The 26,648-nt window shown below is 70.9% G+C and carries 21 protein-coding genes; 15 read left to right on the forward strand and 6 right to left on the reverse strand.

The window, feature by feature from the left end:
* Nucleotides 1-351: 351 nt before the first annotated feature.
* Nucleotides 352-882 (reverse strand): TerD family protein, encoded by a 531-nt coding sequence (locus tag OG927_RS24645; RefSeq protein WP_124281012.1) that lies wholly within the window; start codon nucleotides 880-882, stop codon nucleotides 352-354.
* 202 nt (nucleotides 883-1,084) lie between these two features.
* On the opposite strand from OG927_RS24645, the gene OG927_RS24650 reads away from it, so the two are divergent.
* The 6 genes from OG927_RS24650 to OG927_RS24675 all read left to right on the forward strand — a co-directional run bounded on the left by OG927_RS24650 (nucleotide 1,085) and on the right by OG927_RS24675 (nucleotide 7,485).
* Entirely contained in the window at nucleotides 1,085-1,690 is a 606-nt protein-coding gene (locus OG927_RS24650) for a YdbC family protein (RefSeq protein WP_079099279.1), read from the forward strand.
* 184 nt (nucleotides 1,691-1,874) lie between these two features.
* Complete coding sequence (locus tag OG927_RS24655) at nucleotides 1,875-2,534, forward strand: histidine phosphatase family protein (RefSeq protein ID WP_056790811.1); 660 nt, start codon at nucleotides 1,875-1,877, stop codon at nucleotides 2,532-2,534.
* A gap of 12 nt (nucleotides 2,535-2,546) precedes the next feature.
* Nucleotides 2,547-3,455: an ADP-ribosylglycohydrolase family protein gene (locus OG927_RS24660; protein ID WP_209469613.1), complete on the forward strand. Its 909-nt coding sequence runs from the start codon at nucleotides 2,547-2,549 to the stop codon at nucleotides 3,453-3,455.
* Between the two features lie 300 nt (nucleotides 3,456-3,755).
* Complete coding sequence (locus OG927_RS24665; protein ID WP_330320782.1) at nucleotides 3,756-5,636, forward strand: DUF4153 domain-containing protein; 1,881 nt, start codon at nucleotides 3,756-3,758, stop codon at nucleotides 5,634-5,636.
* Nucleotides 5,637-6,084: 448 nt separating this feature from the next.
* Nucleotides 6,085-6,795 carry a ribonuclease HII gene (locus OG927_RS24670; RefSeq protein ID WP_056790801.1) on the forward strand — a complete coding sequence of 237 codons (711 nt, stop codon included), beginning with the start codon at nucleotides 6,085-6,087 and terminating at the stop codon, nucleotides 6,793-6,795.
* Nucleotides 6,796-6,852: 57 nt separating this feature from the next.
* Nucleotides 6,853-7,485: a hypothetical protein gene (locus OG927_RS24675; RefSeq protein WP_056790951.1), complete on the forward strand. Its 633-nt coding sequence runs from the start codon at nucleotides 6,853-6,855 to the stop codon at nucleotides 7,483-7,485.
* Between the two features lie 57 nt (nucleotides 7,486-7,542).
* Here the strand turns inward: OG927_RS24675 and OG927_RS24680 are convergent, their stop codons facing one another.
* Entirely contained in the window at nucleotides 7,543-8,184 is a 642-nt protein-coding gene (locus OG927_RS24680; protein WP_056790796.1) for a hypothetical protein, read from the reverse strand.
* A gap of 216 nt (nucleotides 8,185-8,400) precedes the next feature.
* On the reverse strand, nucleotides 8,401-10,572 hold the full coding sequence (locus tag OG927_RS24685; RefSeq protein ID WP_330320783.1) for a RecQ family ATP-dependent DNA helicase: 2,172 nt from the start codon (nucleotides 10,570-10,572) through the stop codon (nucleotides 8,401-8,403).
* 111 nt (nucleotides 10,573-10,683) lie between these two features.
* Between OG927_RS24685 and OG927_RS24690 the strand changes: the two genes are divergently transcribed.
* The 6 genes from OG927_RS24690 to OG927_RS24715 all read left to right on the forward strand — a co-directional run bounded on the left by OG927_RS24690 (nucleotide 10,684) and on the right by OG927_RS24715 (nucleotide 18,982).
* Nucleotides 10,684-12,060, forward strand: coding sequence for a DUF4192 domain-containing protein (locus OG927_RS24690; RefSeq protein WP_330320784.1), 1,377 nt, complete (start codon nucleotides 10,684-10,686; stop codon nucleotides 12,058-12,060).
* A 294-nt stretch (nucleotides 12,061-12,354) separates the two neighbouring features.
* Nucleotides 12,355-13,119, forward strand: a complete 765-nt coding sequence (locus tag OG927_RS24695) for an NUDIX hydrolase (protein ID WP_056790787.1) — start codon at nucleotides 12,355-12,357, stop codon at nucleotides 13,117-13,119.
* Between the two features lie 238 nt (nucleotides 13,120-13,357).
* The gene (locus OG927_RS24700; RefSeq protein WP_209469609.1) at nucleotides 13,358-15,106 is read left to right on the forward strand and encodes an ABC transporter ATP-binding protein; all 1,749 of its coding nucleotides are present in this window, start codon (nucleotides 13,358-13,360) and stop codon (nucleotides 15,104-15,106) included.
* A 181-nt stretch (nucleotides 15,107-15,287) separates the two neighbouring features.
* Nucleotides 15,288-16,145 (forward strand): FadR/GntR family transcriptional regulator, encoded by an 858-nt coding sequence (locus OG927_RS24705; RefSeq protein ID WP_056790781.1) that lies wholly within the window; start codon nucleotides 15,288-15,290, stop codon nucleotides 16,143-16,145.
* Between the two features lie 323 nt (nucleotides 16,146-16,468).
* Entirely contained in the window at nucleotides 16,469-18,019 is a 1,551-nt protein-coding gene (locus OG927_RS24710) for an RNA polymerase sigma factor (protein WP_124281006.1), read from the forward strand.
* Between the two features lie 132 nt (nucleotides 18,020-18,151).
* A complete protein-coding gene (locus OG927_RS24715; protein WP_056790779.1) occupies nucleotides 18,152-18,982 on the forward strand; it encodes a S1 family peptidase in 831 nt (276 codons plus the stop codon).
* A gap of 113 nt (nucleotides 18,983-19,095) precedes the next feature.
* Here the strand turns inward: OG927_RS24715 and OG927_RS24720 are convergent, their stop codons facing one another.
* On the reverse strand, nucleotides 19,096-19,329 hold the full coding sequence (locus OG927_RS24720) for a DUF7455 domain-containing protein (protein ID WP_014153643.1): 234 nt from the start codon (nucleotides 19,327-19,329) through the stop codon (nucleotides 19,096-19,098).
* A gap of 432 nt (nucleotides 19,330-19,761) precedes the next feature.
* Here OG927_RS24720 and OG927_RS24725 point away from each other — a divergent pair, with 432 nt between their 5' ends.
* The 3 genes from OG927_RS24725 (at nucleotide 19,762) to OG927_RS24735 (ending at nucleotide 24,238) form a co-directional block, all read left to right on the forward strand.
* Nucleotides 19,762-21,888 carry a DNA gyrase/topoisomerase IV subunit B gene (locus tag OG927_RS24725; RefSeq protein ID WP_056790776.1) on the forward strand — a complete coding sequence of 709 codons (2,127 nt, stop codon included), beginning with the start codon at nucleotides 19,762-19,764 and terminating at the stop codon, nucleotides 21,886-21,888.
* Between the two features lie 284 nt (nucleotides 21,889-22,172).
* Nucleotides 22,173-22,649: a DUF485 domain-containing protein gene (locus OG927_RS24730; protein ID WP_330320785.1), complete on the forward strand. Its 477-nt coding sequence runs from the start codon at nucleotides 22,173-22,175 to the stop codon at nucleotides 22,647-22,649.
* On the forward strand, nucleotides 22,646-24,238 hold the full coding sequence (locus OG927_RS24735; protein ID WP_124281003.1) for a solute symporter family protein: 1,593 nt from the start codon (nucleotides 22,646-22,648) through the stop codon (nucleotides 24,236-24,238). Before OG927_RS24730 ends, OG927_RS24735 begins: the two co-directional genes overlap by 4 nt.
* Nucleotides 24,239-24,263: 25 nt before the next feature.
* On the opposite strand, the gene OG927_RS24740 is transcribed toward OG927_RS24735, so the two are convergent.
* On the reverse strand, nucleotides 24,264-24,941 hold the full coding sequence (locus OG927_RS24740) for a DUF7342 family protein (RefSeq protein ID WP_124281002.1): 678 nt from the start codon (nucleotides 24,939-24,941) through the stop codon (nucleotides 24,264-24,266).
* Nucleotides 24,938-26,614 carry a sensor histidine kinase gene (locus tag OG927_RS24745; RefSeq protein WP_330320786.1) on the reverse strand — a complete coding sequence of 559 codons (1,677 nt, stop codon included), beginning with the start codon at nucleotides 26,612-26,614 and terminating at the stop codon, nucleotides 24,938-24,940. The genes OG927_RS24740 and OG927_RS24745 overlap by 4 nt, the downstream gene beginning before the upstream one ends.
* Nucleotides 26,615-26,648 lie beyond the last annotated feature (34 nt).

The raw sequence follows: 26,648 nt of genomic DNA on the forward strand, positions 1-26,648 counted from the left end.
TGGTGCGGTTCGCATGTTCCGCCGCTTCCTGGGGCCGGGAAGGCGATGCCGCGTGTGTCCCGGCGATCCCGGCCATCGGGCGGCGTGCGACGGGGCGGCGGGCGCGCCGGGCCGGAATCCGGCCCGGCGTCCTCAGGTGGGCCACCCCGTGCGGACGGCGCTCATGGCTCCCAGCAGGTCGTCCGGCTCCCAGCAGGCCGGTCGGGGCGCGCTCGCGGTCCGTCGTCGCCCGGATGGCCGGTGGGGTCGGCGTCCGGGGCCATCGGAGCGGCTGCCGGCGGACGTCGGCAGGGGTCGGGGCGATCCGTCTGGTGCGGCTCGCCGGGCCCGGGGCTCAGGGGCCGCCGGGCGTCAGCCGACGCGATTTCCCATCACCGTGGCGAACGAATCAGGATCGCCGTCGAATCCGCGGACAGCCGCGTGGAAGCCCCATGCCCCCGTCGTGTCCCGGGTGAACTCGGCGACGACGGCGGCAGTGGCCGCGTGGACGCCGGAGAAGTCGTCCTCCGAGAGGTCGGTGTAGCCCTCACGGATCTGCACCGCCGTCTGCTCTATCTGCCCGAAGGTCTTCCGGCCGTCGCGCTGCTGGATGGCGACGCCGACGACCACCCTGGAGTACGCGTCCGACAGTCGGCCCAACTCGATCGTCATGACCTCGTCGAAACCGAACCCCTGGCCGGTCCTGCTGTCCCGGTTCAGAGTGATCGTGCCGTCGGGGGACCTGCTGTCGAAGTGCACGAGATAGGCGGGGGCGCCGTACGGTGCGGCCGTCTCGTAGGTGGCCGCGATGATGTCGAGGTCATTGGCCGGCTCGCCATACGCGCTGGGGTCCCATTTGACCCTTACTTCGACCTTCTCGATGTCCTTCTTGGGTGTGCTCATCGGACTTCCCTTCCTGCTGCTGGGCCGACGGAGCTCTGCACCTCAGATCATGTCCGTAACTGTCGGTGAATCCAACCGCGTTGGGAACGGAGGGCGTAATCGGGCCATTGCGCCGCCCGGTGTGGTCCGGTACGGACCCCCTTCTTCTGCCGGTCCGTCAGGAGCGCGACCCGCGCCACTCGGGGCGCCGTACGATGGCGCTGTGCTGGTCAAGTGGATTCGCTGCACCGTGGTGGACCGTCGCGGTTTCGAGCGGGGGCAGCGAAAGTGGGCGGGGCTGCTCGACGAGCCCGGATTCAGGGGACAGGGCGGCGGGTGGAGCCGGAGGCAGCCCGATGTCGCCCATGTGTTCGCGTTCTGGGAGAACCGTGTCTTCTACGACTCGTTCATGGCCCGTGAGCACGACCGGCTGGCCGCCGGGCAGTCCGGCATGCACAAGGACATGCAGGTCAAACTCTTCGAGTACCGGTTCGACGTCAAGACCGGTTTCGAGCCGCACTTCACCGAGGCGGACGTGGTCAGGGTGGCGCACAGCCGGGTGTACGAGGACCGTACCGACCACTTCGCCCTCATGCAGAAGAGAGTGTGGAACCCGGCCATGGCGGGGTCTCCCGGCATGTTGCGGGGGGTGTTCGGGGAGGCGCCGGGGCGCGAGTTCCTGGTGTTGTCGATGTGGCAGTCGAGCGCCGAACGGGGCAAGTACCGGCCCCAGAGCATCGCCCGGCTTTCGGCACGGGCGGAGACCGAGAGTGACGTCGAGGAGCTGACGGGGGACGTGGTGCAGCTCGAACCGTCCTGGACGGTCTGACGGGCGACAACGCGGTCGCTCCCCGGGCACCTCGAGCGCCCCCGATGCTCCCGTCTGGGACACCCTGGGCCCCTCGGTGCCCGGTCCTTCGCACGGCCGTCTCCTGGTCGTTTTCTTGGTCACATATGCCCGGTGGAGCGCACACGACCGCTCGGCGGTGCGGGACAGCATCTAGGGTCGGACCATGGCACGACCGCACCGCATAGTTCTCGTCCGGCACGGCGAGTCCGAGGGCAACGCCGACGACTCCGTCTACGAACGGGAACCGGACCACGCGCTGAGGCTCACCGCGACCGGGCTGCGCCAGGCGCGGGAGACGGGTGCCGGGCTGCGCGAGCGGTTCGGGGCCGAGAGAGTCAGTGTGTACGTCTCGCCCTACCGGCGCACCCATGAGACGTTCAGGGCGTTCGGCCTCGATCTGGAGCACGTACGGGTCAGGGAGGAGCCCCGGCTGCGTGAGCAGGACTGGGGCAACTGGCAGGACCGTGACGATGTCCGGTTGCAGAAGGTCTACCGGGACGCGTACGGACACTTCTTCTACCGCTTCGCGCAGGGGGAGTCCGGTGCCGACGTGTACGACCGGGTCGGGGCGTTCCTGGAGAGCCTCCACCGCAGCTTCGAGGCACCCGATCACCCGGAGAACGTCCTACTGGTCACCCATGGACTGACCATGCGGCTGTTCTGCATGCGCTGGTTCCACTGGTCGGTGGCGGAGTTCGAGTCCCTGTCCAATCCTGGGAACGGCGAGACCAGAACGCTGCTCCTCGGTGAGAACGGCCGTTACACGCTCGACCGGCCCTTCGACCGGTGGCGCACTCCTGAGCCGTACGGAATCACCGGATAGAGTGGCAGGGCGATGACCGTTGACTCCGCTTCCGACCGACGCTTCGAACGTGCTCTGGCCAGCCTGCGTGGACTGTCCGTGGGAGACGCCCTCGGCTCCCAGTTCTTCGTGCCGGCCCACTACCCGCTGCTCAAGGAACAGGTACTGCCGCCCGGTCACTGGCAGTGGACCGATGACACCGAGATGGCTTCTTCCGTGGTGGCCGTCCTGGCTGCGCACGGGCGGATCGACCAGGACGCACTCGCCCAGTCGTTCGCACGCCACCACGATTTCGACCGGGGCTACGGGCCCGCGGTGAACCGCATGCTGCGCCTGGTCAGGGAGGGCGGTGACTGGCGCGAGCTGTCGTCCGCGCTCTTCCAGGGACAGGGCTCCTGGGGGAACGGTTCGGCCATGCGTATCGCGCCGCTGGGTGCCTGGTACGCGGACGACCCGGAGCAGGCCACGCACCAGGCGGAGATCTCGTCGTACACCACGCACCAGCACCGCGAGGCCGTCGTGGGGGCCATGGCCGTGGCGGCGGCCGCCTCGCTGGTGGCCGCGCCGGACGGACCGCCGACGCCGGAAGCACTGCTGGACGGGGTTGTCGCGCTCGTGCCGCGCAGCGCGGTCGGTGCCGGGCTGCGCAGGGCGCGCGACATGCTGGACTACCGCGACGCGGGGACCGTCGCCGCGGTGCTCGGCAACGGGCGCCGCACGAGCGCGCACGACACCGTGCCCTTCGCCCTCTGGTCGGCCGCGCGCAGCCTCGGCGACTTCGAGCAGGCGTTCTGGGTGACGGCTCAAGCGGGCGGTGACGTGGACACCACCTGCGCCATCGTCGGCGGAGTCGTCGCCGCGGGCGCGGCAGGCGCTCCGCCGGCCGACTGGCTGGCCCGGACGGAAGAGCCGCCGGACTGGCTCCCTCGCTCGCTCGGCTGATACGACGCTGGACGACTTCCCCGGGCTTGGTGCCCTGCTGGTGCAGGGATCGGTGGCGCCGCACATCCGGGCCCGGTGCCGTCGTGCCCTTCCCGCCGGGTGTGGTCCCGACGGTCATGCCATGCCCTCCGTCACGGTCCTGCCACAGCGTGCCCCCGGCGCCGCCGACATGCGTGCGCAGGGCTACTCTTTCGCCCACACAGCCCTCATTTCGATCATGAAGGGCGTGCGCCTAAGAGACTCCGGGGCCGGCGCGCCGCTAGGTGGCCGCGCGAACGGACCCGGTGGGGGAGGGGTCCCATGTCCGATCAACCGTCCGGGGCGAACAGCCGGCCGGAGACGCCACCGCCGTCCGAGGACGCCGCAGGGTCCGACGGTGCCCTGAAGGCGGGGGACGCCGGGAAGTCCGGGGCCGCCGTTCCTCCGGAGGATGCCGTGAGGTCCGCGTCAGGGGCCGGGCACGACACCGCCTCCGATGCGCCGGGCGGGGAGGGGACAGCTGCTGCTCAGGTGCCCGGCCAGGAGGGGACCGCAGCTCAGGAGTCCGTCAGGGCGCCAGCGGCGGTCCCGCCCCAGAACACGGGCCCGTACGTGCCGGTGGTGCCCGCGTATCTTCAGGCGCCACCGCCCCCGGCCGACCCGTGGCGGCGCCGGGCGCAGGAACAGAAGCCCAGTGCTCTGTCCCGGCTGAGACCCTCGGTGCCGCCCCCGATCAGGGCCGCCACACTCTGGGCCGTCCTCGCCACCGCGCTGCTCAGCGCTCTGCTGCTCGGTGACGGCCTGGGCCCGAACCTGCTGATGGTCGCGGCGCCCGCGGCCCTGGCGGCCTTCTTCGCCGCGCAGGCTGCGGGCCGCAGGCTTCGGCCCTGGACCGCTGTCTGGGCGGTCGGCGGCCTGGCACTCCTGGCCGTCCCGGCGCTCCGGGACGCGGGATGGCCGACGTTCCTCGCCGTGGTGTCCGCCCTGGCCCTCGGATCGCTCGCGCTGCACGGCAGCCGGACCTGGCCGGGGGTGCTGCTCGGATCGGCGGGGCTGTTCACATCGGTCGCGGCCGGATTGCGCTGGGGCTGGCGGGGTGTGCGCGACCGTGCGGACGATTCCGGGGGCCGTGTGCGCACCGCGGTGCGCAGCACCGTGGTGGCCCTCGTACTGCTCGTCGTGTTCGGCGCGCTCTTCGCCAGCGCCGATGCCGCGTTCGCCGACCTCCTGGGCAGCCTCACCCCCGACGTGTCGGTAGGCGACAGTCCATGGCGGGTGTTCCTCTTCGTGCTCGGTCTCGCAGGCGCACTGGCCACGGCGTACAGCGCTGCCGCGCCGGTGCGCTGGGACAGCATCACCGTCCGGCCCGGACCGGCCCGGAGCCGGGTGGAGTGGGCACTCCCCCTGATCGTGCTCAACCTGCTCTTCGCGGCATTCATCACCCTCCAGCTCGCTGTGCTGCTCGGCGGTTACGACAAGGTCCTGGACGAGACCGGGCTCACCCCCGCCGCGTACGCACGCCAGGGCTTCTGGCAACTGCTCTGGGCGACCGTCCTGACCCTGCTCGTCATCGCACTCGCCCTGCGCTGGGCCCCCCGCAGCGGACCGCGCGACCGTACGCTCGTCCGGGGCGTACTCGGCGTCCTGTGCGTGCTCACGCTCGTCGTCGTGGCCTCCGCGCTGCGTCGCATGGACCTGTACGTGGACGCCTTCGGCCTGACCAGGCTGCGGATCTCCGTGGCCGCGGTGGAGCTCTGGCTCGGCGTCGTGCTCGTCCTCATCCTCGCGGCGGGTGTCTTCGGCGCGAAGCTGCTGCCGCGCGCCGTCGCGGTGAGCGCGGCCGCCGGTGTTCTCGCGTTCGGGCTGATCTCGCCCGACGGACTGATCGCGGAACAGAGCGTCCAGCGGTACCGCTCCGACAAGACGATCGACGTCCTGTACCTCCGCGATCTCTCGGCAGACGCCGTACCGGCGTTGGACACACTGCCCGAGCCGCTGCGGTCCTGTGCGCTGGAGAGGATCCAGCGCGACCTGGAGACCTCGGACACCCCGTGGTACGCCTCCAGCTGGGGCGAAGCCAGAGCACGGGACATCCTGAAGGATCATGCCGCCGAGGGCCGTGGGAGCGAGTGCTACGAGCTCGGCGGGCACGACAGTGAGCGGGAGGGGTACGAGGAGGAGGACTCCTACGACCCGTACTGATCCGATCCGGATCCGTTGTTCCGATGTGGACGGCATGGTGCGGGCCCCGGAGACTCCGGAGCGGCGGACCGCAGTGCTGCCCGGTCGCCGCCCGCGACGGGGACGGCGGCCGGAGCGCGCCGGGCCCGCCGCGGCGGATCTCCGGCTCGGCGCGTCCCGTTCGCTCCCGCGCCCGTGAGCGCCGGCGCCGCCGCCCGCCCGGTGGTCACCACCACCGGGCAGGGTGGTCACCGTCACCTCGACGCGCCCCGCTTCTCGCGTGTGACGGGTGGCTGCGCGGCTCCTGTTTCCGCCCGTGAAGCCCCGGCGCCGCCGCTCGTGCGGCTTTCTGCGGCCGCCCCGGACACCGGTTCCGCCGTGTTCCGCGCACGGCCGGACGCGTGCAGTCGTCCCGACCGGTGCCCCGGGGTGTTCTTGGCGGGGGCATCGGCGTAACCTGGCAGGCGCCATGCCGTACGAACCACCCACGCACACCGTCGAGCGCTCACTGCGCGCTACCTCTGGTGCCAGGACCGTCGCCGGTGTCGATGAGGTCGGACGCGGAGCGTGGGCCGGCCCCGTCACCGTGTGCGCGGCCGTCACCGGCCTCCGCAGACCACCCGAGGGCCTCACCGACTCCAAACTGATCAGTCCCAAGCGGCGTGCGGAACTCGCACCGCTGCTCGAGGGCTGGGTCACGGCCTACGGGCTGGGGCACGCCTCACCAGGGGAGATCGACGACCTCGGCATGACTGCCGCACTCCGGCTCGCAGCGGTCAGGGCCCTCGAGGCGCTACCCGTGCGGCCGGACGCCGTGATCCTCGACGGCAAGCACGACTACCTCGGCTCTCCCTGGAACGTCCGTACCGTGATCAAGGGCGACCAGTCCTGTATCTCCGTCGCCGCGGCCTCAGTGATCGCCAAGGTGCGACGGGACACGATGATGGCCGAACTGGGCGCGGACTCAGGGCAGTACGCAGACTTCGCCTTCGGCGCGAACGCGGGATATCCGTCCCCGGTACACCGGGCCGCGTTGGAGGAGCGGGGACCTACACCTCATCATCGCCTCAGCTGGGCCTATCTCGACGCGCTGCCGCGATGGCAGCACTTGAAGAAGGTCCGCTTCTCCGCCGAGGCGGCCGCACTGGAAAGCGGGGGCCAGCTCGGCTTCGACTTCTGACCACACAGACGTATCACCGGCGCGCAGCGCCGACGACTTTCGATGGACGAACCACTCGTGCCTCTTATCCCCGAGGAGCCTCAGATTCCCGAGAGCGCCCAGGGTCCCCGCGTGACACCGGCCGCCGGCCGCACCGCGTCGACCCCCCGCCCCGTACCCGGTCCGCGTTCAGCGGCCACGCCGCGTCCCGGACATCCGGGTCCCCGCCCCGCGCGGCCCGCGCCTCCGGCGCCGCGCCCCACACCGGTCTCTCCCACTGCGGCGCGCCCTGCCGTGCGCGAGCAGCCGGAGGATCGTTCCGCTGTGCAGCTTCAACTGGTTCCCGCCCCGGTGGGCGGTTCGCTCGCCGCAGCGGACGAAGCCGTCGACCTGTTGCTCGACTCGGGCCGCGCACCCGGTGACATCCTGGTGCTGACGACGCACGAGCAGCACCCCTGGGCGGCACACGAACTCTCCTTCGGGGAAGCCGCGTACTGGGCCCAGCACGACGTCGGTGACGACGTCTTCTTCGCGCACGCCGCGAAGCTCGACCGCTGTACGTCCCGTTCCGTGGTCGTCGTCGCGGTGAACGGCGACGTCGACGACGCCACCGCACGTGCGCTGGCCGCCGCTCGCGAGCGTGCCGGTGCGCTGCTGATCGTGTGCGGAGACCCGCAGAAGATCAACCCTGTGTTCGGCGCCGTCGCCTGAGCCGTACGTCCGTGGGTCCTGGCCGTCCGTGAGGACGGCCAGGACCCACGGGCCGTTTCACCGGGCCGCGGTCCGGCGCAGCGCCTCCGCGGCCCCGCCGCCGGTGCGCAGCGGAACCGGGTCGTGATCGGCGAAGGCGTCGGCCAGGGCGGCCGGTTCGGACAGGGAACTGGGCCTGCGGCCGCCCCTGCCCTCGCCGAGGACCTGCCAGCCCCCCCGGGTCAGGGTGATGTACGCCCCGCAGCGGAGGCCGTGGAGCGTGCAGGCATCCCGCAGTCCCCACATCCACGCCCCGTCCTCCTCCGTCCATCGCTCGTCTCCCTCACGGCAGTAGAGCAGGACCGCCGTGCGCACGGGGGTGCGGCGGCGCAGGTCGTGCGGAACGACGCGGCGCAGATGGGCCAGCAAGGAGTTGCGGAACTCCCAGCCGTCGGCGGCCACGTTGGTCCGCCGGGCGAACGAGGCGCTGGCGGTGAGCCGTTCCTCGTGGTCGAGGACGGCTACGACGGCAGTGGTCGGGGTCGGTCTGTGTCGTGCGTGCAGGCCGCTGACGACCTCACGCGGACTGCCCAGCAGAGGTATGCCGGCCGCCGCCCACTCGGCCGGTTCGAGCATCCGGGCAAGGTTGTTGACGGAGCCCGCGGATACCGGGGACGCCGACAGTGAAGTGGCTGCGGACGGAGCGAATCCGAAGGTCACGGTCCTCCCTTCGCTACGCGCCCACGGTGCGGGCAGGGTCGAGTGAGGGCGCGCCGCGGCACAGCCCTTCCGGGCCCGCGAAGGGACGGTGCGGGGAGCGAGTCCAATTCTTCCTGTCGTACCGGCGGGCGGCAACGAGCAATTGGTGCGGCTGACGGGTATCGGACGGAATGACACAGATATCCCTGCCCGTTCGGTGCCAGGACGAAGCCATCGTCATGCCTGGACTGCGAGGACCAGCGGAAACACACCCTCGGCACCCGCCCGGCGCAGGAGCCGCGCCGCGACGGCGAGTGTCCAGCCGGTGTCGGAGAGATCGTCGACGAGGAGGACGGGGCCGGCCGCCGATGCGAGCGCCTCGGCCAGTGGGGGGTCCACGACCAGAGCCTCGTGCAGGGCCCTCACCCGCTGGGCGCTGTTGGTCTGCGAGAAGCGGAGGTCCTCGGTCCCGGGTGCGTAGGAGACGGTCCCCAGCAGGGGCATCCGGCCGACCTCGGCGATACCGCTGCCCAGGGAGTGGACCAGCTGCGGCCTGCGGCGGGAGGCCACCGTCACGACACCGACGGGCCGGGGCGCCGCGTCCGGAGCGCCGGAGGCCCAACCGCCCGGTCCCTTCGCCCAGTCGGTGACGACCGTGACCACCGCGCTCGCCACGTCGTCGGGAACGGGGGCGTCCGGGGCCTCGGCTGCCAGCATCGGCCGGAGCCGGTTGCCCCAGCCGATGTCGGAAAGCCGCCCGAGCGCACGGCCTGGGAATGACAGCTCGCCCGCAGGGATGCGGCCCTTGAGGTCCACTCCCACCGCGGCCAGGCCGGTGGGCCACATCTTCCGGGGTTCCACCTCCACCCCGGGGCGGCCGAGCTCCCCCCGCGCGCCGTCGAGAGCCGCGGTGCTGACCTTGTCGTCGAACCGTGCACCCGCGCAGTTGTCACAGCGGCCGCACGCCGCGGCCTCCTCGTCGTCCAGCTGACGCCTGAGGAACTCCATGCGGCAGCCGGTCCCCGAGGCGTAGTCCCGCATGGCCTGCTGCTCGGCGGCGCGCTGTCGGGCGACCCAGGCGTAGCGCTCGGCGTCGTAGACCCAGGGCTCGCCCGTCGAGATCCAGCCGCCCTTCACCCGCTTCACCGCGCCGTCGACGTCCAGGACCTTGAGCATCGTCTCGAGACGGGTGCGCCGCAGGTCGACCAGGGGCTCCATCGCCGGCAGCGAGAGGGGCCGGCCCGCCTGGGCGAGGACGTCCAGGGTGCGCCGCACCTGCTCCTCGGGAGGGAAGGCGACCGAGGCGAAGTACTGCCAGATGGCCTCGTCCTCCTTGCCGGGCAGCAACAGGACTTCGGCGTGTTCGACCCCACGTCCCGCACGTCCGACCTGCTGGTAGTAGGCGATGGGGGAGGACGGTGATCCGAGATGGACGACGAACCCTAGGTCGGGCTTGTCGAAACCCATGCCCAGCGCCGATGTGGCCACCAGCGCCTTGACCTTGTTGGCCAGCAGATCGTCCTCGGCCTGCTGCCGGTCGGCGTTCTCGGTGCGGCCGGTGTACGACGTCACCGGGTGCCCGCACTGGCGCAGGTACGAAGTGACTTCCTCGGCGGCCGCGACGGTGAGCGTGTAGATGATCCCGGACCCCGGAAGCTCGCCGAGGTGGTCGCCCAGCCAGGCCAGGCGGTGTGCGGCATTGGGCAGTTGCAGGACTCCGAGACTGAGGCTCTCGCGGTCCAGGGGGCCGCGCAGCACCAGCGCGTCCGTGCCCGCGCCGGTGCCGAGCTGTTCCGCGACGTCCGCGGTCACGCGCGCATTGGCTGTCGCCGTCGTGGCGAGGACCGGGACGCCCGAAGGGAGATCGGCGAGCATGGTCCGCAGCCGTCGGTAGTCCGGCCGGAAGTCGTGACCCCAGTCGGAGATGCAGTGGGCCTCGTCGACCACCAGCAGCCCGGTCGCCGCGGCGAGCTCCGGCAGGACCTGGTCGCGGAAGTCGGGGTTGTTGAGGCGCTCCGGGCTGACGAGCAGCACATCCACTTCCCCCGCGGCCACCTCCGCCCGGACGCTGTCCCATTCCTCGGTGTTGGAGGAGTTGATGGTGCGTGCGCTGATGCCGGCCCTGGCGGCCGCGGCCACCTGGTTGCGCATCAACGCGAGCAGGGGCGAGACGATCACTGTCGGGCCGCTTCCCTGCGCCCGGAGCAGAGAGGTCGCGACGAAATACACCGCTGACTTGCCCCAGCCCGTCCGCTGCACGACCAGGGCCCGGCGCTTGTCCGCGACCAGCGCCTCGATGGCCCGCCACTGGTCCTCACGCAGCCGGGCAGCGCCGGTCGTGTCCCCGACGAGGCGGGTGAGTACGGAGTCGGCCGAGGCCCTGAGCTCTGCGCGGTCTGGGTTGGTCATGCCCCCATGCAACCCGATGCCTGTGACAAACCGCGAACGACCGTCCGAGCCTGTGGATAACTTTATCCACAGGGGTCGCGGAAATCGGCGGACCGGTGGGACGGTCATGCCATGAACAAGCACCACGAATCCACCGAACCGGCCGACGAGCAGCAGATCACTCTGCGCGGTCCCGCCGAGCTGGCCGACGCCCTTCCGTACCTGATGGGGTTCCACCCGAACGACAGCGTGGTCATGGTGGCGCTCCATGGCGGTCAGGGGCGCTTCGGCGGCCGGCTCAGGATGGGCATCCCGCCATCGCCGACAGAATGGGCACCGGTCGCGAACCAGCTGGCGGAGTGCCTGATCTCAGGCAGTGAACGACGTGACACGCGTCCGGACGCGATCGTCGTCTTCCTCTGCCAGGATCCCGCCGAGGGGGAGAGCGGGCATCAGGCCATGGAGCGGCTGAGGCCCCTGGCCCAGCGTCTGCGCACGGCCTGCGGGGCGCTCGACGTTCCCGTGCTCGAAGCCCTCTGCATCTCCGACGGCCGCTACTGGTCCTACTGCTGCCCCGACGAGCGCTGCTGCCCCGTCGAGGGCAATCCGCTGGCGCTTCCGGGGACGACGGTGATGGCGGCGGCAGCCGCCTATGCCGGTATCCGGGTGCGTGGTTCCCTACGGGACATGGAAGCCCGGCTCAGGCCGTGGGGCTCCCCGGCGGGTGCGGAGCAGGAGAAGGCGCTGGACTCCGCGGGAGCCGTGCTGGTGTCCAGGATCCTCGACGCCGATGGACGGGGTGCGGTCGCGGGGGAGACGCTGGCCCTGGCGCGTGAGCTCATGGAACGTCTCGTGCGGGCGCCCGCGGCCACGACTGCGGACATCGACGACGATCGCCTAATCAGCTGCGACGAAGCCGCGGCACTCATTCTCGGTCTTCAGGACCGGGAGACCCGGGACCGGGCCGCGGAGTGGATGGAGGGCCGCGAGGCGGAGGCGGCCCTACGGCTGTGGCGGGCGCTCGCCCGCCGCTGCGTGGGCCCGTACGTGGAGCACTCCGCGGCACCTCTCACTCTGGCCGGCTGGGTCTCCTGGTCCGCCGGCGACGAACCCGGTGCCAGGGTCGCGCTCGGGCTCGCTCTGCGGGCCGATCCCGACTACACGTTCGCCCAGCTGTTGCATCAGGCGTGCAACGAGGGCATGGACCCGGAAACGCTGCGGCGCTGCCTCCGCGACGAACGCGGCCTGCGTGCCGGGCGCGACGGTGACGGCGCGGGCGCGAGTGTCAGCGGTACGACCGGACGGCACGAAGGGCGGCGTGCGGAACGGCGGCCGGGGCGGAGGCCCCCGCGCACACCGGCTGCGAAGCGGAAGAGGGCGACAGGAACGGCGGCCGGCTCCGCAGGCCCCGGTTCGGCCGCGGCCCGTCCCCGGGCCGGTGGCCCGCAGTGCCGGAGCCGGGCGCCGGGACAGGGGGGAGGGCAGCGCGGGGCCAGGAGCGGCCGTTGACCGACCGCGCTCCACCGGGCCGCACGGGGGCGGTCGCGGCGGAGCGCGGCATCGGACCTCATTCTGGTGCCTTGGCTTCGCGAGGAAACGCAGTACCGGGGATCGCAGGGACAGGCGCCCCGGCTTCGCGAGGACAGGCGTACGGGCTTCGCGAGGCCACGCGCACCAGGCATCGCCGAGACTGCCGGACCGGCATCGCGAGCGGGGGCGGTATCGGCACCGTGACGGCAGAGGCAGGCTCACCAACATCGCGAAGTGACTGTTTATCGTCAGGAAGACGACTATGATTTCGGCATGCCGTCCTACGACCCGTCGACCTTTCCGCCCTTCGCAGTCACCGTCGACCTGGTTGTGCTCACAGTGCGCCGTCACGCGCTCTGCGCGCTGGTGGTGCGCCGCGGTGAGTCGCCGTTCCAGGGCCGGTGGGCGCTGCCGGGCGGATTCGTCAGAACGGACGAGGACCTCGGTGCCGCGGCGGCGCGTGAGCTCGTCGAGGAGACAGGGCTCTGCGCCCACGATCCGGCCGCCCCCGCCGTCGGGAACGGCGCCCACCTCGAGCAGTTGGCCACCTATGGAGATCCGGGGCGCGATCCGCGGATGCGGGTCGTCAGCGTCGCGCACCTCGCGCTGGCTCCAGATCTTCCCGCGCCCCGTGCGGGTGGTGATGCCAACAGCGCGCGCTGGGCCCCCGTCGTGGATCTCCTCGGCCCCGGCGGCGGTTTCGGCCGGGACGGCGAGCAGTCCGAGCCGCTGGCCTTCGATCATGCCCGGATTCTCGACGACGGGGTGGAGCGGGCGCGCTCCAAGATCGAGTACTCCTCGCTGGCCACGGCGTTCTGCCCGCCCGAGTTCACCGTCGGTGAGCTGCGCCGGGTGTACGAAGCGGTGTGGGGTGTGGTCCTTGACCCCCGGAACTTCCATCGCAAGGTCACGGGCACGCCCGGTTTCCTCGTTCCGTCCGGTGGAACGACCACGCGACAGGGTGGCCGCCCCGCGCAGTTGTTCCGGGCCGGAGCCGCCACCGTGCTCAACCCCCCGATGCTGAGGCCGGAGGTCTGAGACTGCGGGGGCTGAGGCTGCGGGGGTCGGGGGCGGTTGTCCGGGCCGGAGATCGCGATCCGGGCGGGCGGTAGCCGGGCGGGCGTTGGGCGGAAGTCCGGTGCCGCGCAGGCGCGGTATTTCTGACCCACGGAACGCCCACTGGAACAGTGCTGCGCCAAAAGTCTGAAATGTCGCGTTATGTTGCTGGGGTACCCCACCCTGCCGCCGAGCGGTCTCACCCTCAGCGAGAGAAGCGATGCTCCAGGCCATCGGACTCACCAGCGCCCCCCGCCGCGACCTTCCCTCCGTCGTGGACGACCTGACCTTCGAAGCGCCCTCCGGCCGCGTCACCGTACTTCTGGGCGCCACCGGCGCCGGCAAGACCACTGCCCTGCGTCTGATGCTCGAACTCGAATCCGGGCGGGGCGTCACCTACTTCCGCGGCCGGCCCCTGCACCGCATCGGCCACCCGGCCCGCGAGGTGGGCGTGCTTCTCGGCGACGTACCGGGGCATCCCGCGCGCACCGCGCGCGGCCAGCTCCGGATGCTCTGTGCGGCGGCGGGAGTTCCCGCGTCGCGGGCCGACGAACTGCTCGACGTCGTCGGGCTGGCCGGGCTCGGGGACCAGCGCATCGGCACCCTCTCCGCCGGTATGGACCGCCGCCTCGGTCTCGCTTCGGCGCTGCTCGGAGACCCGCACACGCTCGTCCTCGACGACCCGGCCAGGGGCCTCTCCCCGCGGGAGAAGAGCTGGCTGCACGGCCTGCTGCGCGCCCACGCCGCAGAGGGCGGCACCGTCCTGCACACCACCAGCGACCCCAAGGAGGCCGCCCGTTCGGCCGACCGTGTGGTCACCATCGACGACGGACGTCTCGTCGCCGACCAGGACGTCGCCGACTTCTCGCGCACCCGGCTGCGCCCCAGAGTCGCGGTACGGACACCGCATGCCGCCCGACTGGCCGCCGTGGTCAGCCGTGAGGCGCGTGCGGCGCGGCGCTCCGTCGAGGTCGTCGCCGAGGACGGGAGCCGGCTGTCGGTGTACGGCAGCACGTGCGCCGAGGTCGGGGACGCCGCGTACCGGCACGGCCTGCCCGTGCATCAACTCGCCGACGAAATCGGAGATGCGGGCCCCGCCTCCGCTCCCCCCGCCCGGCCTGCAGGCGCGGCCGTACCGGGGCCCGCGTCAACGGTGGCGGTCTCGGAGCTGCCCCCACCGATTCCCGTCCGTCCCGCCCGTGGCCCGCTCCGCCCCGTGCGCTACGAACTGCGCCGCCTCTTCGGCGTCAGGACGACAGCTCTGATCATGGCGGCCGTCCTGGTGGTATCGGCCGGCCTCTCCGTCCTCCTGGCCCGGTCGGGCCGCACACCCCTCCCCGGTCTCCTGGTCGCCTGGCCCGACCTGATGCCCCTCCCACCCGCGGCCTTCGGTGCCGGCCTGCTCGGGGCCCTCTCCTTCGGCGACGAGTTCCGCTACCCGGCGCTCGCCGCAGGGCGGGGCACCGTCCCGCGGCGCCTCGGACTCCTGCTGGCCAAGCTGGTGGTGTCCGCGGCCGTCGCCCTGCTGCTGGCCGTGCTGGCCGTGCTGGTGAATGCCGAGGTCCTGCATCTCGTGTATGGCGGTGACTTGATCGGCGTACCGGCCAACGCCCGTCAACTGGGCGCCAGTTGGGCCGGACTGGCGATCGGATGCGCCTGGGCCGGGCTGCTGGCCGCCGGCGTCTTCCGTGCGGCCGGTGCGGGGGTCGCCGCCGTGCTGGCCGTTCCCGTCCTGGTCGTTCCGCTGGTGCGGAAACTGCTCGAAGGTCCGTCCGTTCGTTCGATCGCCGGGCTCCCGGGTCGAATGCGCGAACTCGCCTGGCTGCAATGGCCGTACGAGGCGGACCGGTGGGCGATGGCCGCGGTGCGGGTCGTGGCGCACCCGGTGGGTGTGGCGCTCTCCTTGTCGTTGTCCGCCCTGATCTGTGCGTACGTGTTCACCAGTCTGCGGGGGAGGGCCCGTTGGTGAGTGCGAGGCCCGGATCCGGTGGCCGAGTGCAGGCAACTCCGCCGAGAAGGAGCGATTTCTCCCCATAAAGCGTCAATTGCGGGGCGGGTGCCGATCACCCTTTCGTGTGCTTTTCACCAAAGACCTCAAGGGCTGGCTGAGCCACGCCGACAAAGGATGCGTGAGTACCCTTGCGCACACCATGATGACCGCCGCCCGTTCCGCCGACTCCGGCCCGGGCGAACTCGACCGTTACCCCTGTGCGGAGGCGCCGGCCGGCGAGCGTGGCCCCCTCCGCTCCTGGGGTGGTTCCGATTCCGAACTGGGGCGGGCGAGCCGGCGTGGCACGGCCAGTCGCGGCCGTGGGCTCCACGGCCAACTGGTCCAGCAGCTCGGCCAGATGATCGTTTCCGGTGACCTCGGCGCCGACCGGCCGCTCGTTCCGGAGGAGATCGGCCAGCGATTCGAGGTCTCCCGCACCGTCGTGAGGGAGTCCCTGCGCGTACTCGAGGCCAAGGGCCTGGTCAGTGCCCGGCCCAATGTGGGTACCCGGGTCCGGCCGGTCAGCGACTGGAACCTCCTGGACCCCGACATCATCGAATGGCGCGCCTTCGGCCCCCAGCGTGACGACCAGCGCCGCGAGCTGGCGCAGCTCCGTTGGACGATCGAGCCGCTGGCCGCCCGGCTGGCCGCCGGCCACGGCCGCGAGGACATTCAGCAGCGCCTCGGAGAAATGATCGAGATCATGGGGCACGCGATGGGGCACGGGGACGGCATCACGTTCTCCCGGGCGGACGCGGAGTTCCACTCCCTGCTCATCCAGGCGGCGGGCAACCGCATGCTGGAGCACCTCTCCGGCATCGTGTCGGCGGCCCTGCACGTCTCCGGTGGGCCCGTCGCGGGGTGCGACCGGCCCACCGAGGTGTCGCTCGGGCACCATGCGCGGATCGTCGAGGCGCTGGCCTCGGGTGACTCCGCCGCCTCCGAAGCGGCGATGAGGCAGCTGCTCGTCGGCCACCTCGACGGGGAGCCCGTGGTTCCCGCGCCCCGCGAGCACTGACCGCACCACGGCCGGGGAGTGCGGACCGTGTGCCGCCGGGCCCTGTGGTCCGGCGGCATAATTGTATGTATATATGAGCCCTGGTTCCGTTTGTCGCACATGGGGTGTGACTGGGGCCACGCGATTAGGGCGTAACACTCCTCGAAACAGTGCGATGACTTAAGAGGTGACCGCCGCGGAAGGAATACAGCAGCCACACAGCGCGCTGTGCAGTTCTGAGGCCAAGCCCGCGCCGTCGGCAACATCCCCAGCCGCCGGTCGTCGGTTCCAGCCCTCTCCAGGGCCGGGCCGGAAGCCGTTTCCATCGTTCCGAGAGGTTGTTCGTGTCGGCCAGCACATCCCGTACGCTCCCGCCGGAGATCGCCGAGTCCGAGTCTGTGATGGCGCTCATCGAGCGGGGAAAGGCTGATGGGCAGATCGCCGGCGATGACGTGCGTCGGGCCTTCGAGGCTGACCAGATTCCGCCAACCCAGTGGAAGAACGTTCTTCGCAGCCTCAACCAGATCCTCGAGGAAGAGGGTGTGACGCTGATGGTCAGTGCCGCGGAGTCGCCGAAGCGCGCCCGCAAGAGCGTCGCAGCGAAGAGCCCGGTCAAGCGCACCGCCACCAAGACCGTCGTAGCCAAGACGACCGTGACGCGGACCGTCGCCGCCACCGCCGCCCCGGCGGCGGCCGGAAGCGCGGACGCGGCGGCCGACGACGCTGCCGTCGCCGCTCCGGCGAAGAAGACCGCAGCCAAGAAGACGGCTGCCAAGAAGACAGCCGTGAAGAAGACCGCGGCGAAGAAGACCGCGGCCAAGAAGTCCGGCAAGCAGGACGAAGAGCTCCTCGACGGTGACGAGGCCGCCGAGGAAGTCAAGGCCGGTAAGGGTGAGGAAGAGGAGGGCGAGGGCGAGAACAAGGGCTTCGTCCTCTCCGACGACGACGAGGACGACGCGCCTGCGCAGCAGGTCGCCGTCGCCGGCGCCACGGCCGACCCGGTCAAGGACTACCTGAAGCAGATCGGCAAGGTTCCCCTCCTCAACGCCGAGCAGGAGGTCGAGCTCGCCAAGCGCATCGAGGCAGGCCTCTTCGCCGAGGACAAGCTGGCCAACGCCGACAAGCTCGCGCCGAAGCTCAAGCGTGAGCTGGAGATCATCGCCGAGGACGGCCGCCGGGCCAAGAACCACCTGCTGGAGGCCAACCTCCGGCTCGTGGTCTCGCTGGCCAAGCGCTACACCGGTCGCGGCATGCTCTTCCTGGACCTGATCCAGGAGGGCAACCTCGGCCTGATCCGCGCGGTCGAGAAGTTCGACTACACCAAGGGCTACAAGTTCTCCACGTATGCCACCTGGTGGATCCGTCAGGCGATCACCCGCGCCATGGCCGACCAGGCCCGCACCATCCGCATCCCGGTGCACATGGTCGAGGTCATCAACAAGCTCGCGCGAGTGCAGCGTCAGATGCTCCAGGACCTGGGCCGTGAGCCCACCCCGGAGGAGCTGGCCAAGGAGCTCGACATGACCCCTGAGAAGGTCATCGAGGTCCAGAAGTACGGCCGTGAGCCGATCTCGCTCCACACGCCGCTGGGTGAGGACGGGGACAGCGAGTTCGGAGACCTGATCGAGGACTCCGAGGCGGTCGTCCCGGCCGACGCGGTCAGCTTCACGCTGCTCCAGGAGCAGCTGCACTCGGTGCTCGACACGCTTTCCGAGCGTGAGGCGGGCGTGGTCTCGATGCGCTTCGGCCTGACCGACGGCCAGCCGAAGACGCTGGACGAGATCGGCAAGGTCTACGGCGTGACGCGCGAGCGCATCCGTCAGATCGAGTCCAAGACGATGTCCAAGCTGCGTCACCCGTCGCGTTCGCAGGTGCTGCGCGACTACCTCGACTAGATCGAGGACGGAAGACAGGACGAGGGCCCGGAACCTGGGAAGGTTCCGGGCCCTCGTCCTTCTGCGGGTGCGGGCCGCACCCGTGCGGATGACGCTGAGTGGGCACTGCTCACCCCGGCGTCAGGAGACTTCATGCCCCGCATCGTCGTCCGTGCCCTCCCCCCGGCGTTCGCCCTGGCGGCCCTCGCGGCCGTCATACCACTCGGTCCCCCGGCTTCCGCCGCCGCGGACAGCATCGTCGTGGGCGGCACACCGGTGCCCGTCGCGGACAGTCCCTGGGTCGTGGCCCTGTCGAGCCGTGACCGGTTCGGGGGAAGCCGCGCGGGCCAGTTCTGCGGCGGGGTGGCAATCGCGCCCACGAAGGTGCTGACGGCCGCGCACTGCCTGCGGCAGGACGTCCTGGGCACCACTGTGCCCGAGGTCCCCGATCTGCGGATCATCAGCGGCCGTGACGAGCTGAGCGGACCCGGCGGCCAGGAGATCCCGGTGCGGTCGGCCTGGATCAGTCCTCGGTACGAGCCGCGTACGAACATCGCCGACCTGGCGGTGCTCACCCTGGACCGGGCACTGCCGGAGGCAAGCGTCGTGCCGACCGCCGCGGCCGGGGACGCGGCGTACGAGCCCGGTACGGCCGCGACGGTGTACGGCTGGGGGGACACCACCGGGTACGGCGCCTACGCGTCCGTCCTCCACGCCGCGAAGGTGCGGGTGCTGTCGGACAACGCCTGCACGCGGGCGTACCCCGGCGGCGTACACGGCTCGTACGACGCCTCATCGATGCTCTGCGCCGGTAGCACGGCCGGGGGGCGGGATGCGTGCCAGGGCGACAGTGGAGGCCCGCTGGTGGCCCGTGGGCGCCTCATAGGGCTGGTCTCCTGGGGCAGCGGCTGCGGGAGCCCGGGAAGCCCGGGGGTGTACACCCGCGTGTCGGCAGCCATCCGGTGGATGGCCGGCCAGTCCTGACGTCAGGCCGACCGAACGCGGTCCGGATACGAGAACGGGCGGCTTCCCCCCTGGGGGAAGCCGCCCGTCGGCCGGTCCTGGACCGGGCCCTGGCTCGTCGTGGATGCGAGGTGTCAGTGTTGTTCCTCGTCGGCGGCACTTGCCTGCACGGCAGTGAGCCGATCTGTCTCATCCTGTATTTCCGCGGCGATCTTCTTGAGTTCCGGCTCGAACTTGCGCCCGTGGTGGGCGCAGAAGAGCAGTTCACCGCCGCTGATCAGGACGACGCGCAGGTATGCCTGGGCGCCGCAACGGTCACAGCGGTCTGCTGCGGTCAGCGGGCTCGCGGGGGTCAGAACAGTAGTCACGTCGCCTCTTCTCTAGCTCGACGAGCTGTCGTACCAGGGTCAACATCCAACCAGGCCGAAAACGTTCCCGCTCGTGGCTTTTCTTCGAAACTTCTTCTCGGGATGGCTGTCCGTTGCCGGTTGGCGGCGAATGTGCCGTATTGCGTAGCGCTACGGTTTCGCGTTGCTTGTGTGGGCCCGTCCACCGGCTGGCTTGCCGGTTGTTGATGAGGACGTGCCCGGAGCCTAAATGGTTCATGCCTCGAAGGGAACGTGATGTGCATGTCACTCCGACGAGTGATCGAACGCGTATACGAAGCTGGACTAGCATAAGGATTCCCCGTGGGTGGCGTTACAACCGCTCTACCAGGCCTCGGTAGGCTCTCAGCGGCTACCGAGGCCGAGCCCGCTACCCACTGGGCCCCAAATGAAATTCAGCGAGGAGCGAACCGCGTGACCGCCGATTCCGTGCCGTCCACTGCGCTGCTGACCGGAGCAGGCGGCTCAGACAGGGACAGCTCCAACTACACCGCGCGGCACCTTCTCGTACTCGAAGGGCTCGAAGCGGTCCGCAAGCGCCCCGGGATGTACATCGGGTCCACGGACAGCCGCGGACTCATGCACTGCCTCTGGGAGATCATCGACAACTCGGTCGACGAGGCTCTCGGCGGGTACTGCGACACCATCGAGGTCATCCTCCACGACGACACCTCCGTCGAGGTCCGCGACAACGGCCGCGGCATCCCGGTCGACGTCGAGCCCAAGACGGGCCTGTCCGGCATCGAGGTCGTGATGACCAAGCTGCACGCGGGCGGGAAGTTCGGAGGGGGCTCCTACGCCGCCTCCGGAGGCCTGCACGGGGTCGGCGCCTCGGTCGTGAACGCGCTCTCCGCGCGGCTCGACGTCGAGGTCGACCGCAGCGGCTCGACCCACTCGATCAGTTTCCGGCGCGGTGTTCCGGGCATGTTCACCGAACAGGGGGCGGACAGCCCCTTCGACCCGGCCACCGGCCTGCGCAAGGGGAAGCGCGTCCCGAAGACGCGCACGGGTACCCGAGTGAGGTACTGGGCGGACCGGCAGATCTTCCTCAAGGACGCCAAACTCAACCTGGAGACGCTGTACCAGCGGGCCCGCCAGACCGCGTTCCTGGTCCCCGGCCTCACCATCCTCGTGCGGGACGAGCGGGGCATCGACGGCGAGGGCAAGACCGAGGAGACATTCCGCTACGACGGCGGGATCAGCGAGTTCTGCGAGTACCTGGCCCAGGACAAGGCCGTCTGCGACGTCCAGCGCCTGACGGGGACGGGGACGTTCAAGGAGACCGTGCCGGTGCTCGACGAGCGCGGGCACATGACGGCGACCGAGGTCACCCGCGAGCTGGCCGTCGACATCGCACTGCGGTGGGGCACCGGGTACGACACCAACGTCAAGTCCTTCGTCAACATCATCGCCACCCCCAAGGGGGGCACCCATGTGTCCGGCTTCGAGCGTTCCCTGACCAAGACCGTCAACGAGGCCCTGCGCTCCGCGAAGCTGCTGCGGGTCGCCGAGGACGACGTCGTCAAGGACGACGCGCTCGAGGGACTCACCGCGGTCGTGACCGTGCGGCTGGCGGAGCCCCAGTTCGAGGGGCAGACCAAGGAGGTGCTGGGCACCTCGGCGGCCAACCGGATCGTGGCCGGCGTGGTGTCCAAGGAGCTCAAGGCGTTCCTGACCTCCACCAAGCGCGACGCCAAGGCCCAGGCCAGGGCGGTGCTGGACAAGGCGGTGGCCGCAGCCCGCACGCGCATCGCGGCCCGCCAGCACAAGGACGCGCAGCGCCGCAAGACCGCGCTGGAGTCCTCCTCGCTGCCCGCGAAGCTCGCCGACTGCCGCAGCGACGACGTCGAGCGGAGCGAGCTCTTCATCGTGGAGGGCGACTCGGCGCTCGGTACCGCCAAGCTGGCCCGGAACAGCGAATTCCAGGCGCTGCTGCCGATCCGCGGGAAGATCCTCAACGTCCAGAAGTCGTCCGTGTCGGACATGCTCAAGAACGCCGAGTGCGGCGCGATCATCCAGGTCATAGGAGCAGGCTCCGGGCGTACGTTCGACATCGACGCCGCTCGCTACGGCAAGATCGTCCTGCTGGTCGACGCCGACGTCGACGGCGCCCACATCCGGTGCTTGCTGCTCACGCTCTTCCAGCGCTACATGCGACCGATGGTCGAAGCGGGGCGGGTCTTCGCCGCGGTCCCCCCGTTGCACCGGATCGAGCTCGTCCAGCCCAAGAAGGGCCAGGACAAGTACGTCTACACGTACTCCGACAACGAGCTGCGGCAGACGTTGCTGGAGATGCAGCGCAAGAACGTACGGATCAAGGACTCGATCCAGCGCTACAAGGGTCTCGGCGAGATGGACGCCGACCAGCTGGCGGAGACCACGATGGACCCGCGCCACCGCACGCTGCGCCGGATCAACATCGGCGACCTGGAGTCCTCCGAGCAGGTCTTCGACCTGCTGATGGGCAACGAGGTCGCGCCCCGCAAGGAGTTCATCACCAGCTCGGCGGCCACGCTGGACCGCTCGCGTATCGACGTCTGATCGCATCCGCCCGCGGGTGGGGACCGCTGTCTCCGCCCGCGGGCGGAACCGGTGCCCCCACCCACGGATGGAGGAATCGCGTCGGTGATCCCTCCGCCGAGACCGGAACACACGGCCGGACATCGCGGGCAGACCTCTACGCGTACGACCGGCTTTCACACAGCCGCCCCGGACTTCCTTCACCTGAAATGGTGAAGCCTGGTGAATGAAGTGCCCGGGATCTTCCCGATCTGCCCATTCTTGGCTACGCGGCCGAAAAGGCGCGTGGACAAGGGAGTTGTTCGGTGGAGAAGGAAGCAGGGCCGGATGCCGCAGCGACGCGGCTCGACGACCCGTGGTACGACGCGCCGCCCCCCGGATGGGGCGAGCCGGACGGCGCGGCGGGCTTCGCGCCCGACGCGCGGACCGGTCCGGAAACGGTGCGGCACCCCCACAGCGCATCCGACGTCTATGTGGAGGTGCAGCGCAGCGAGGCCTTCCGCGAGGTGCGCCGTCGCTACCGGAGGTTCGTGGTCCCGGCCTCGGCGGCCTTCCTGCTCTGGTACCTCGCCTACGTCGTCGCCGCCACCACGGCGCCCGGTCTGATGGCGCGTCCCGTCGTCGGCGCACTCAATGTGGCGATGCTCGCGGGGCTCGGCCAGTTCCTCACCACGTTCGCGCTCACCTGGGCGTACGTGCGTCATGCCCGGCTGCACCGGGACCGGGCCGCGCTCGAACTGCGCTGGGACACCCAGGAGATGACGAGAGGGATCGGGCGGTGAGCGGGGACCACCAGACACTGGCGCTGCTGCTGTTCAGCGTGTTCATCGCCGTGACGCTCGGCATCACCACATGGGTCGGCCGGAACAGGCAGGGCTCCGCGGAGGAGTTCTACGCGGGCGGGAGGCTGTTCTCGCCCATGGAGAACGGATTCGCCATCGCCGGCGACTACATGTCCGCCGCGTCGTTCCTCGGCATCTCGGGGCTCATCGCCCTCTTCGGCTACGACGGCATGCTGTATTCGGTCGGTTTCCTCGTGGCCTGGCTCGTCGTCCTGCTTCTCGTCGCCGAACTCGTGCGCAACTGCGGCCGCTTCACCCTCGCGGACGTGGTCGCCGCCCGCATGGCGGAGCGCCCGGTGCGCACCGCGGTGGGGACGTCGTCCGTCACCGTCTCGGTGCTGTACCTCGTGGCGCAGATGGTCGGTGCCGGCAGCCTGGTCGCGCTGCTGCTGGGCGGTACGAGTGACACCGCCCGGTCCTGGACCGTGGTCGGTGTGGGGGCGCTCATGGTCATCTACGTGTCGTTCGGCGGCATGCGCGCCACGACCTGGATCCAGATCGTCAAGGCCGTCCTGCTGATGGCCGGGGCCGTCGTGCTCACCGTGCTGGTCCTCGCCCACTTCCACGGTGACGTCAACGCCCTGCTGCACACCGCCGCCGAGCGCAGCGGGCACGGCAGGGACTTCCTCTCACCCGGACTCAGGTACGGGGAGAGCTGGACCGCCCGGTTCGACTTCATCAGCCTGGGCCTGGCGCTCGTGCTCGGGACAGCGGGCCTGCCGCACATCCTGTCGCGCTTCTACACCGTGCCCACCGCCCGAGCGGCCCGTCGGTCCGTCGTCTGGTCCATCGGGCTGATCGGCAGTTTCTACCTGATGACGATCGTGCTCGGCTTCGGGGCGGCCGCCCTGGTGGGTTCCGCGGACGTACGGGCGTCCAACGCCTCGGGGAACACCGCGGTGCCGCTCCTGGCACTCGTACTCGGTGGTGGTGAGGGCTCCACGGGCGGCACGGTGCTCTTCGCGGTCGTCGCCGCCATCGCCTTCGCGACGATCCTCGCGGTCGTCGCCGGGATCACCCTGGCCTCCTCCGCGTCCGTCGCCCACGACCTCTACGCCACGTTCCGGCGGCCGGGGGCCGAGCAGCGCAGCGAGGTCGCCGTGGCCAGGGTGGCCGCGGTGGGGGTCGGCGTGGTGGCCATCGCCCTCGGGCTGCTCGCGCAGGACCTCAACGTCGCCTTCCTGGTGGGCCTGGCCTTCGCGGTCGCGGCCTCGGCCAACCTTCCGGCGTTGCTCTATTCGCTGTTCTGGCGGAGCTTCACCACGCGGGGTGCGGTCTGGGCCGTGTACGGCGGGCTGGTCCCCGCCGTACTGCTCGTCCTGCTCTCGCCGGTCGTGTCGGGCGGCCCGGCCTCGCTCTTCCCCGGCGTGGACTTCCAGCTCTTCCCACTGGAGAACCCCGGTCTGGTGTCCATTCCGGCCGGCTTCCTCGCCGGCTGGATCGGCACGGTCACCTCGTCCGGGCCGCCCGACGAGGCCAGGCACGCCGAGACGGAGGTGCGGTCGCTCACCGGGGCGGGCGCGGCGTAGGCCCGCCTCCGGCAGGGCGGCGGCGTCAGGAGCCCGTGGCCCACGTGTACCGGTGCTCCGGGCGGCCCGTCTCGCCGTACCGGAGCGACAGCCGGACCCGGCCGGTGCGCTCCAGCAGCTTCAGATAGCGCTGGGCGGTCTGTCGGCTCATTCCGGCGCTCTCCGCGATCTCGTGTGCGGAGAGCGGCGCGTCGGCGGTGCGCAGGGCCTGGCGGACCAGCTCCGCGGTGGTCGGCGAATGCCCCTTGGGCAGGTCGGACCCGCCCGTCGCCCACAGGCCGCCGAACAGCCGGTCCACCTCCGTCTGCTCGGCCTCGCCGCCGCCCTCGAAGGTGCGCCGCAGCGCCGCGTACGCCTCCAGCTTGGTGCGCAGCCCCGCGTAGGCGAACGGCTTGACCAGGTACTGGAGTGCGCCGTGGCGCATCGCGGCCTGAACCGTCGCGACGTCGCGCGCCGCCGTCACCATGATCACGTCGGTGTGGTGTCCGAGTGCGCGCAGCTCCCGCACCACGGCCAGGCCGTTCCTGTCCGGCAGGTAGTGGTCGAGCAGGATCAGGTCGATCGGTACCTCGTCGATCCTGCTGAGGGCCTCGGTGGCGGAGTGGGCCAGGGCGGCCACCCGGAAACCGGGCACCTTCGCGACGTAGGCCGCGTTGATCTGCGCGACTCGGACGTCGTCGTCGACGACCAGGACCTGGATCACGGTGCGTCTCCTGTTTTCGCCGGTCGTACGCGTGCCGACGGGTCACCACCGGGGTCCGGTTCGCCCAGCGCCTCCGGGAGGACGACGGTGAACACCGCTCCTCCGTCGGGCGAGTCCGACACGGACGCGCTGCCGCCCTGACGTTCCGCGAGCCGCCGCACGAGCGGCAGCCCCAGGCCGCGCTTGCCGTGGGCCGGGAGGTCCTTGGTGGACCAGCCCTCCATGAAGATCGATTCACGGCTGCCGGACGGCACGCCCGGACCGCTGTCATGCACCCGTAGCACCACCGTACGGCCTTCGGCCCGCAGCCCGACCTCGATCCGGGCGTCCACCGACCCCGCGGCCGCGTCCAGGGCGTTGTCCACGAGGTTCCCGACGACCGTGACGAGTCCGCGGGGGTCCACCAGCCGGTCCGGCAGCAGTGTCCCGGGGGCCACGCGCAGGGAGACGCCTCGTTCCGCGGCCACCGTCGCCTTGCCGACCAGGAGTGCGGCCAGCAGCGGGTCGTGGACCTTCTCGGTGACCTGCTCGGCGGTCGCCCGGTGTACGCCGACGACCTCGGTGACGAACTCCATCGCGTCCTCGTGCATCTCCAGTTCGAGGAGCCCCAGCAGGGTGTGCAGCCGGTTGGCGTGTTCGTGGTCCTGGGCGCGGAGTGCGTCGATCAGCCCGCGGGTGGAGTCGAGCTCGCGGCCGAGGTACTCGAGCTCCGTACGGTCGCGCAGGGTGGCCACGGCCCCGCCGTCGTCGGTCGGCATCCGGTTGACGAGCAGCACCCGGTTGCCGCTGACCGCCACCAGGTCGTCGCCGACCACCCGCCCCGCCAGTACCTCGGCGGTCCTGCCCGCGCCGAGTGCCTCGTCGAGCGGTCGGCCGGCGGCGTCGGGGCCCAGGCCGAGCAGGCGCTGCGCCTCGTCGTTCAGCAGCCGGATGCGGCCCGTGCGGTCGAGCGCGACGACTCCCTCGCGGATGCTGTGCAGCATGGCCTCGCGTTCCGTCAGCAGGGCCGAGATGTCGGAGAAGGCGAGGTCATGGGTCTGTCGCTGGAGACGGCGGGAGATGAGATAGGCCGCCAGTGCCCCGACGGCCAGCGCCCCGCCCGCGTAGGCCAGGAGCCCTGGGATCGCCGCGAGCAGCCGGGCGCGGACGCTGTCGTACGCGATCCCGACCGAGACGGCGCCCACGATCCGGTCCGAGTCGTCACGCAAGGGCACCTTGCCGCGGGCCGAGCGTCCGAGGGTGCCGTTGTCGATCTCCATCACGGCCCTGCCCGCCAGCGCCGTACTGGGGTCGGTCGAGACGACCTCGCCGATCCGGTCGGTATCCGTGTGCGACCACCGCACTCCGCGCTTGTCCATGATCACGACGTACTCCGCACCGGTGGAGCGCCTGATGCGCTCGGCCGCGGCCTGGACGGGGCCGCCGGGGGCGGGCTCCGTGGTGAGCAGCGATACGGCGATCTGCTGCTGCGCCGCCGTGCTCTGCGCGATCGCGAGGGCCCGGCGCATCGCCTGATCGTCGAGCTGCGCGCTGAGCGGTGCCAGGAAGAGGCCCGTGACCAGCACCGTGACGCCGGTGATGATGGCCAGCTGCATCAGCAGGACCTGGGAGAAGACCCGCTTCGGCCAGCCGAACCGGTGCGGGGCCCGCGGGACGGTCGGTGGGGCGCTCATCGTACGAACGGTAAGGGGCCGATCCGGCGTTCCT

This window comes from Streptomyces clavifer (assembly GCF_036345975.1).
GTDB classification, from domain to species: Bacteria; Actinomycetota; Actinomycetes; order Streptomycetales; family Streptomycetaceae; genus Streptomyces; species Streptomyces clavifer.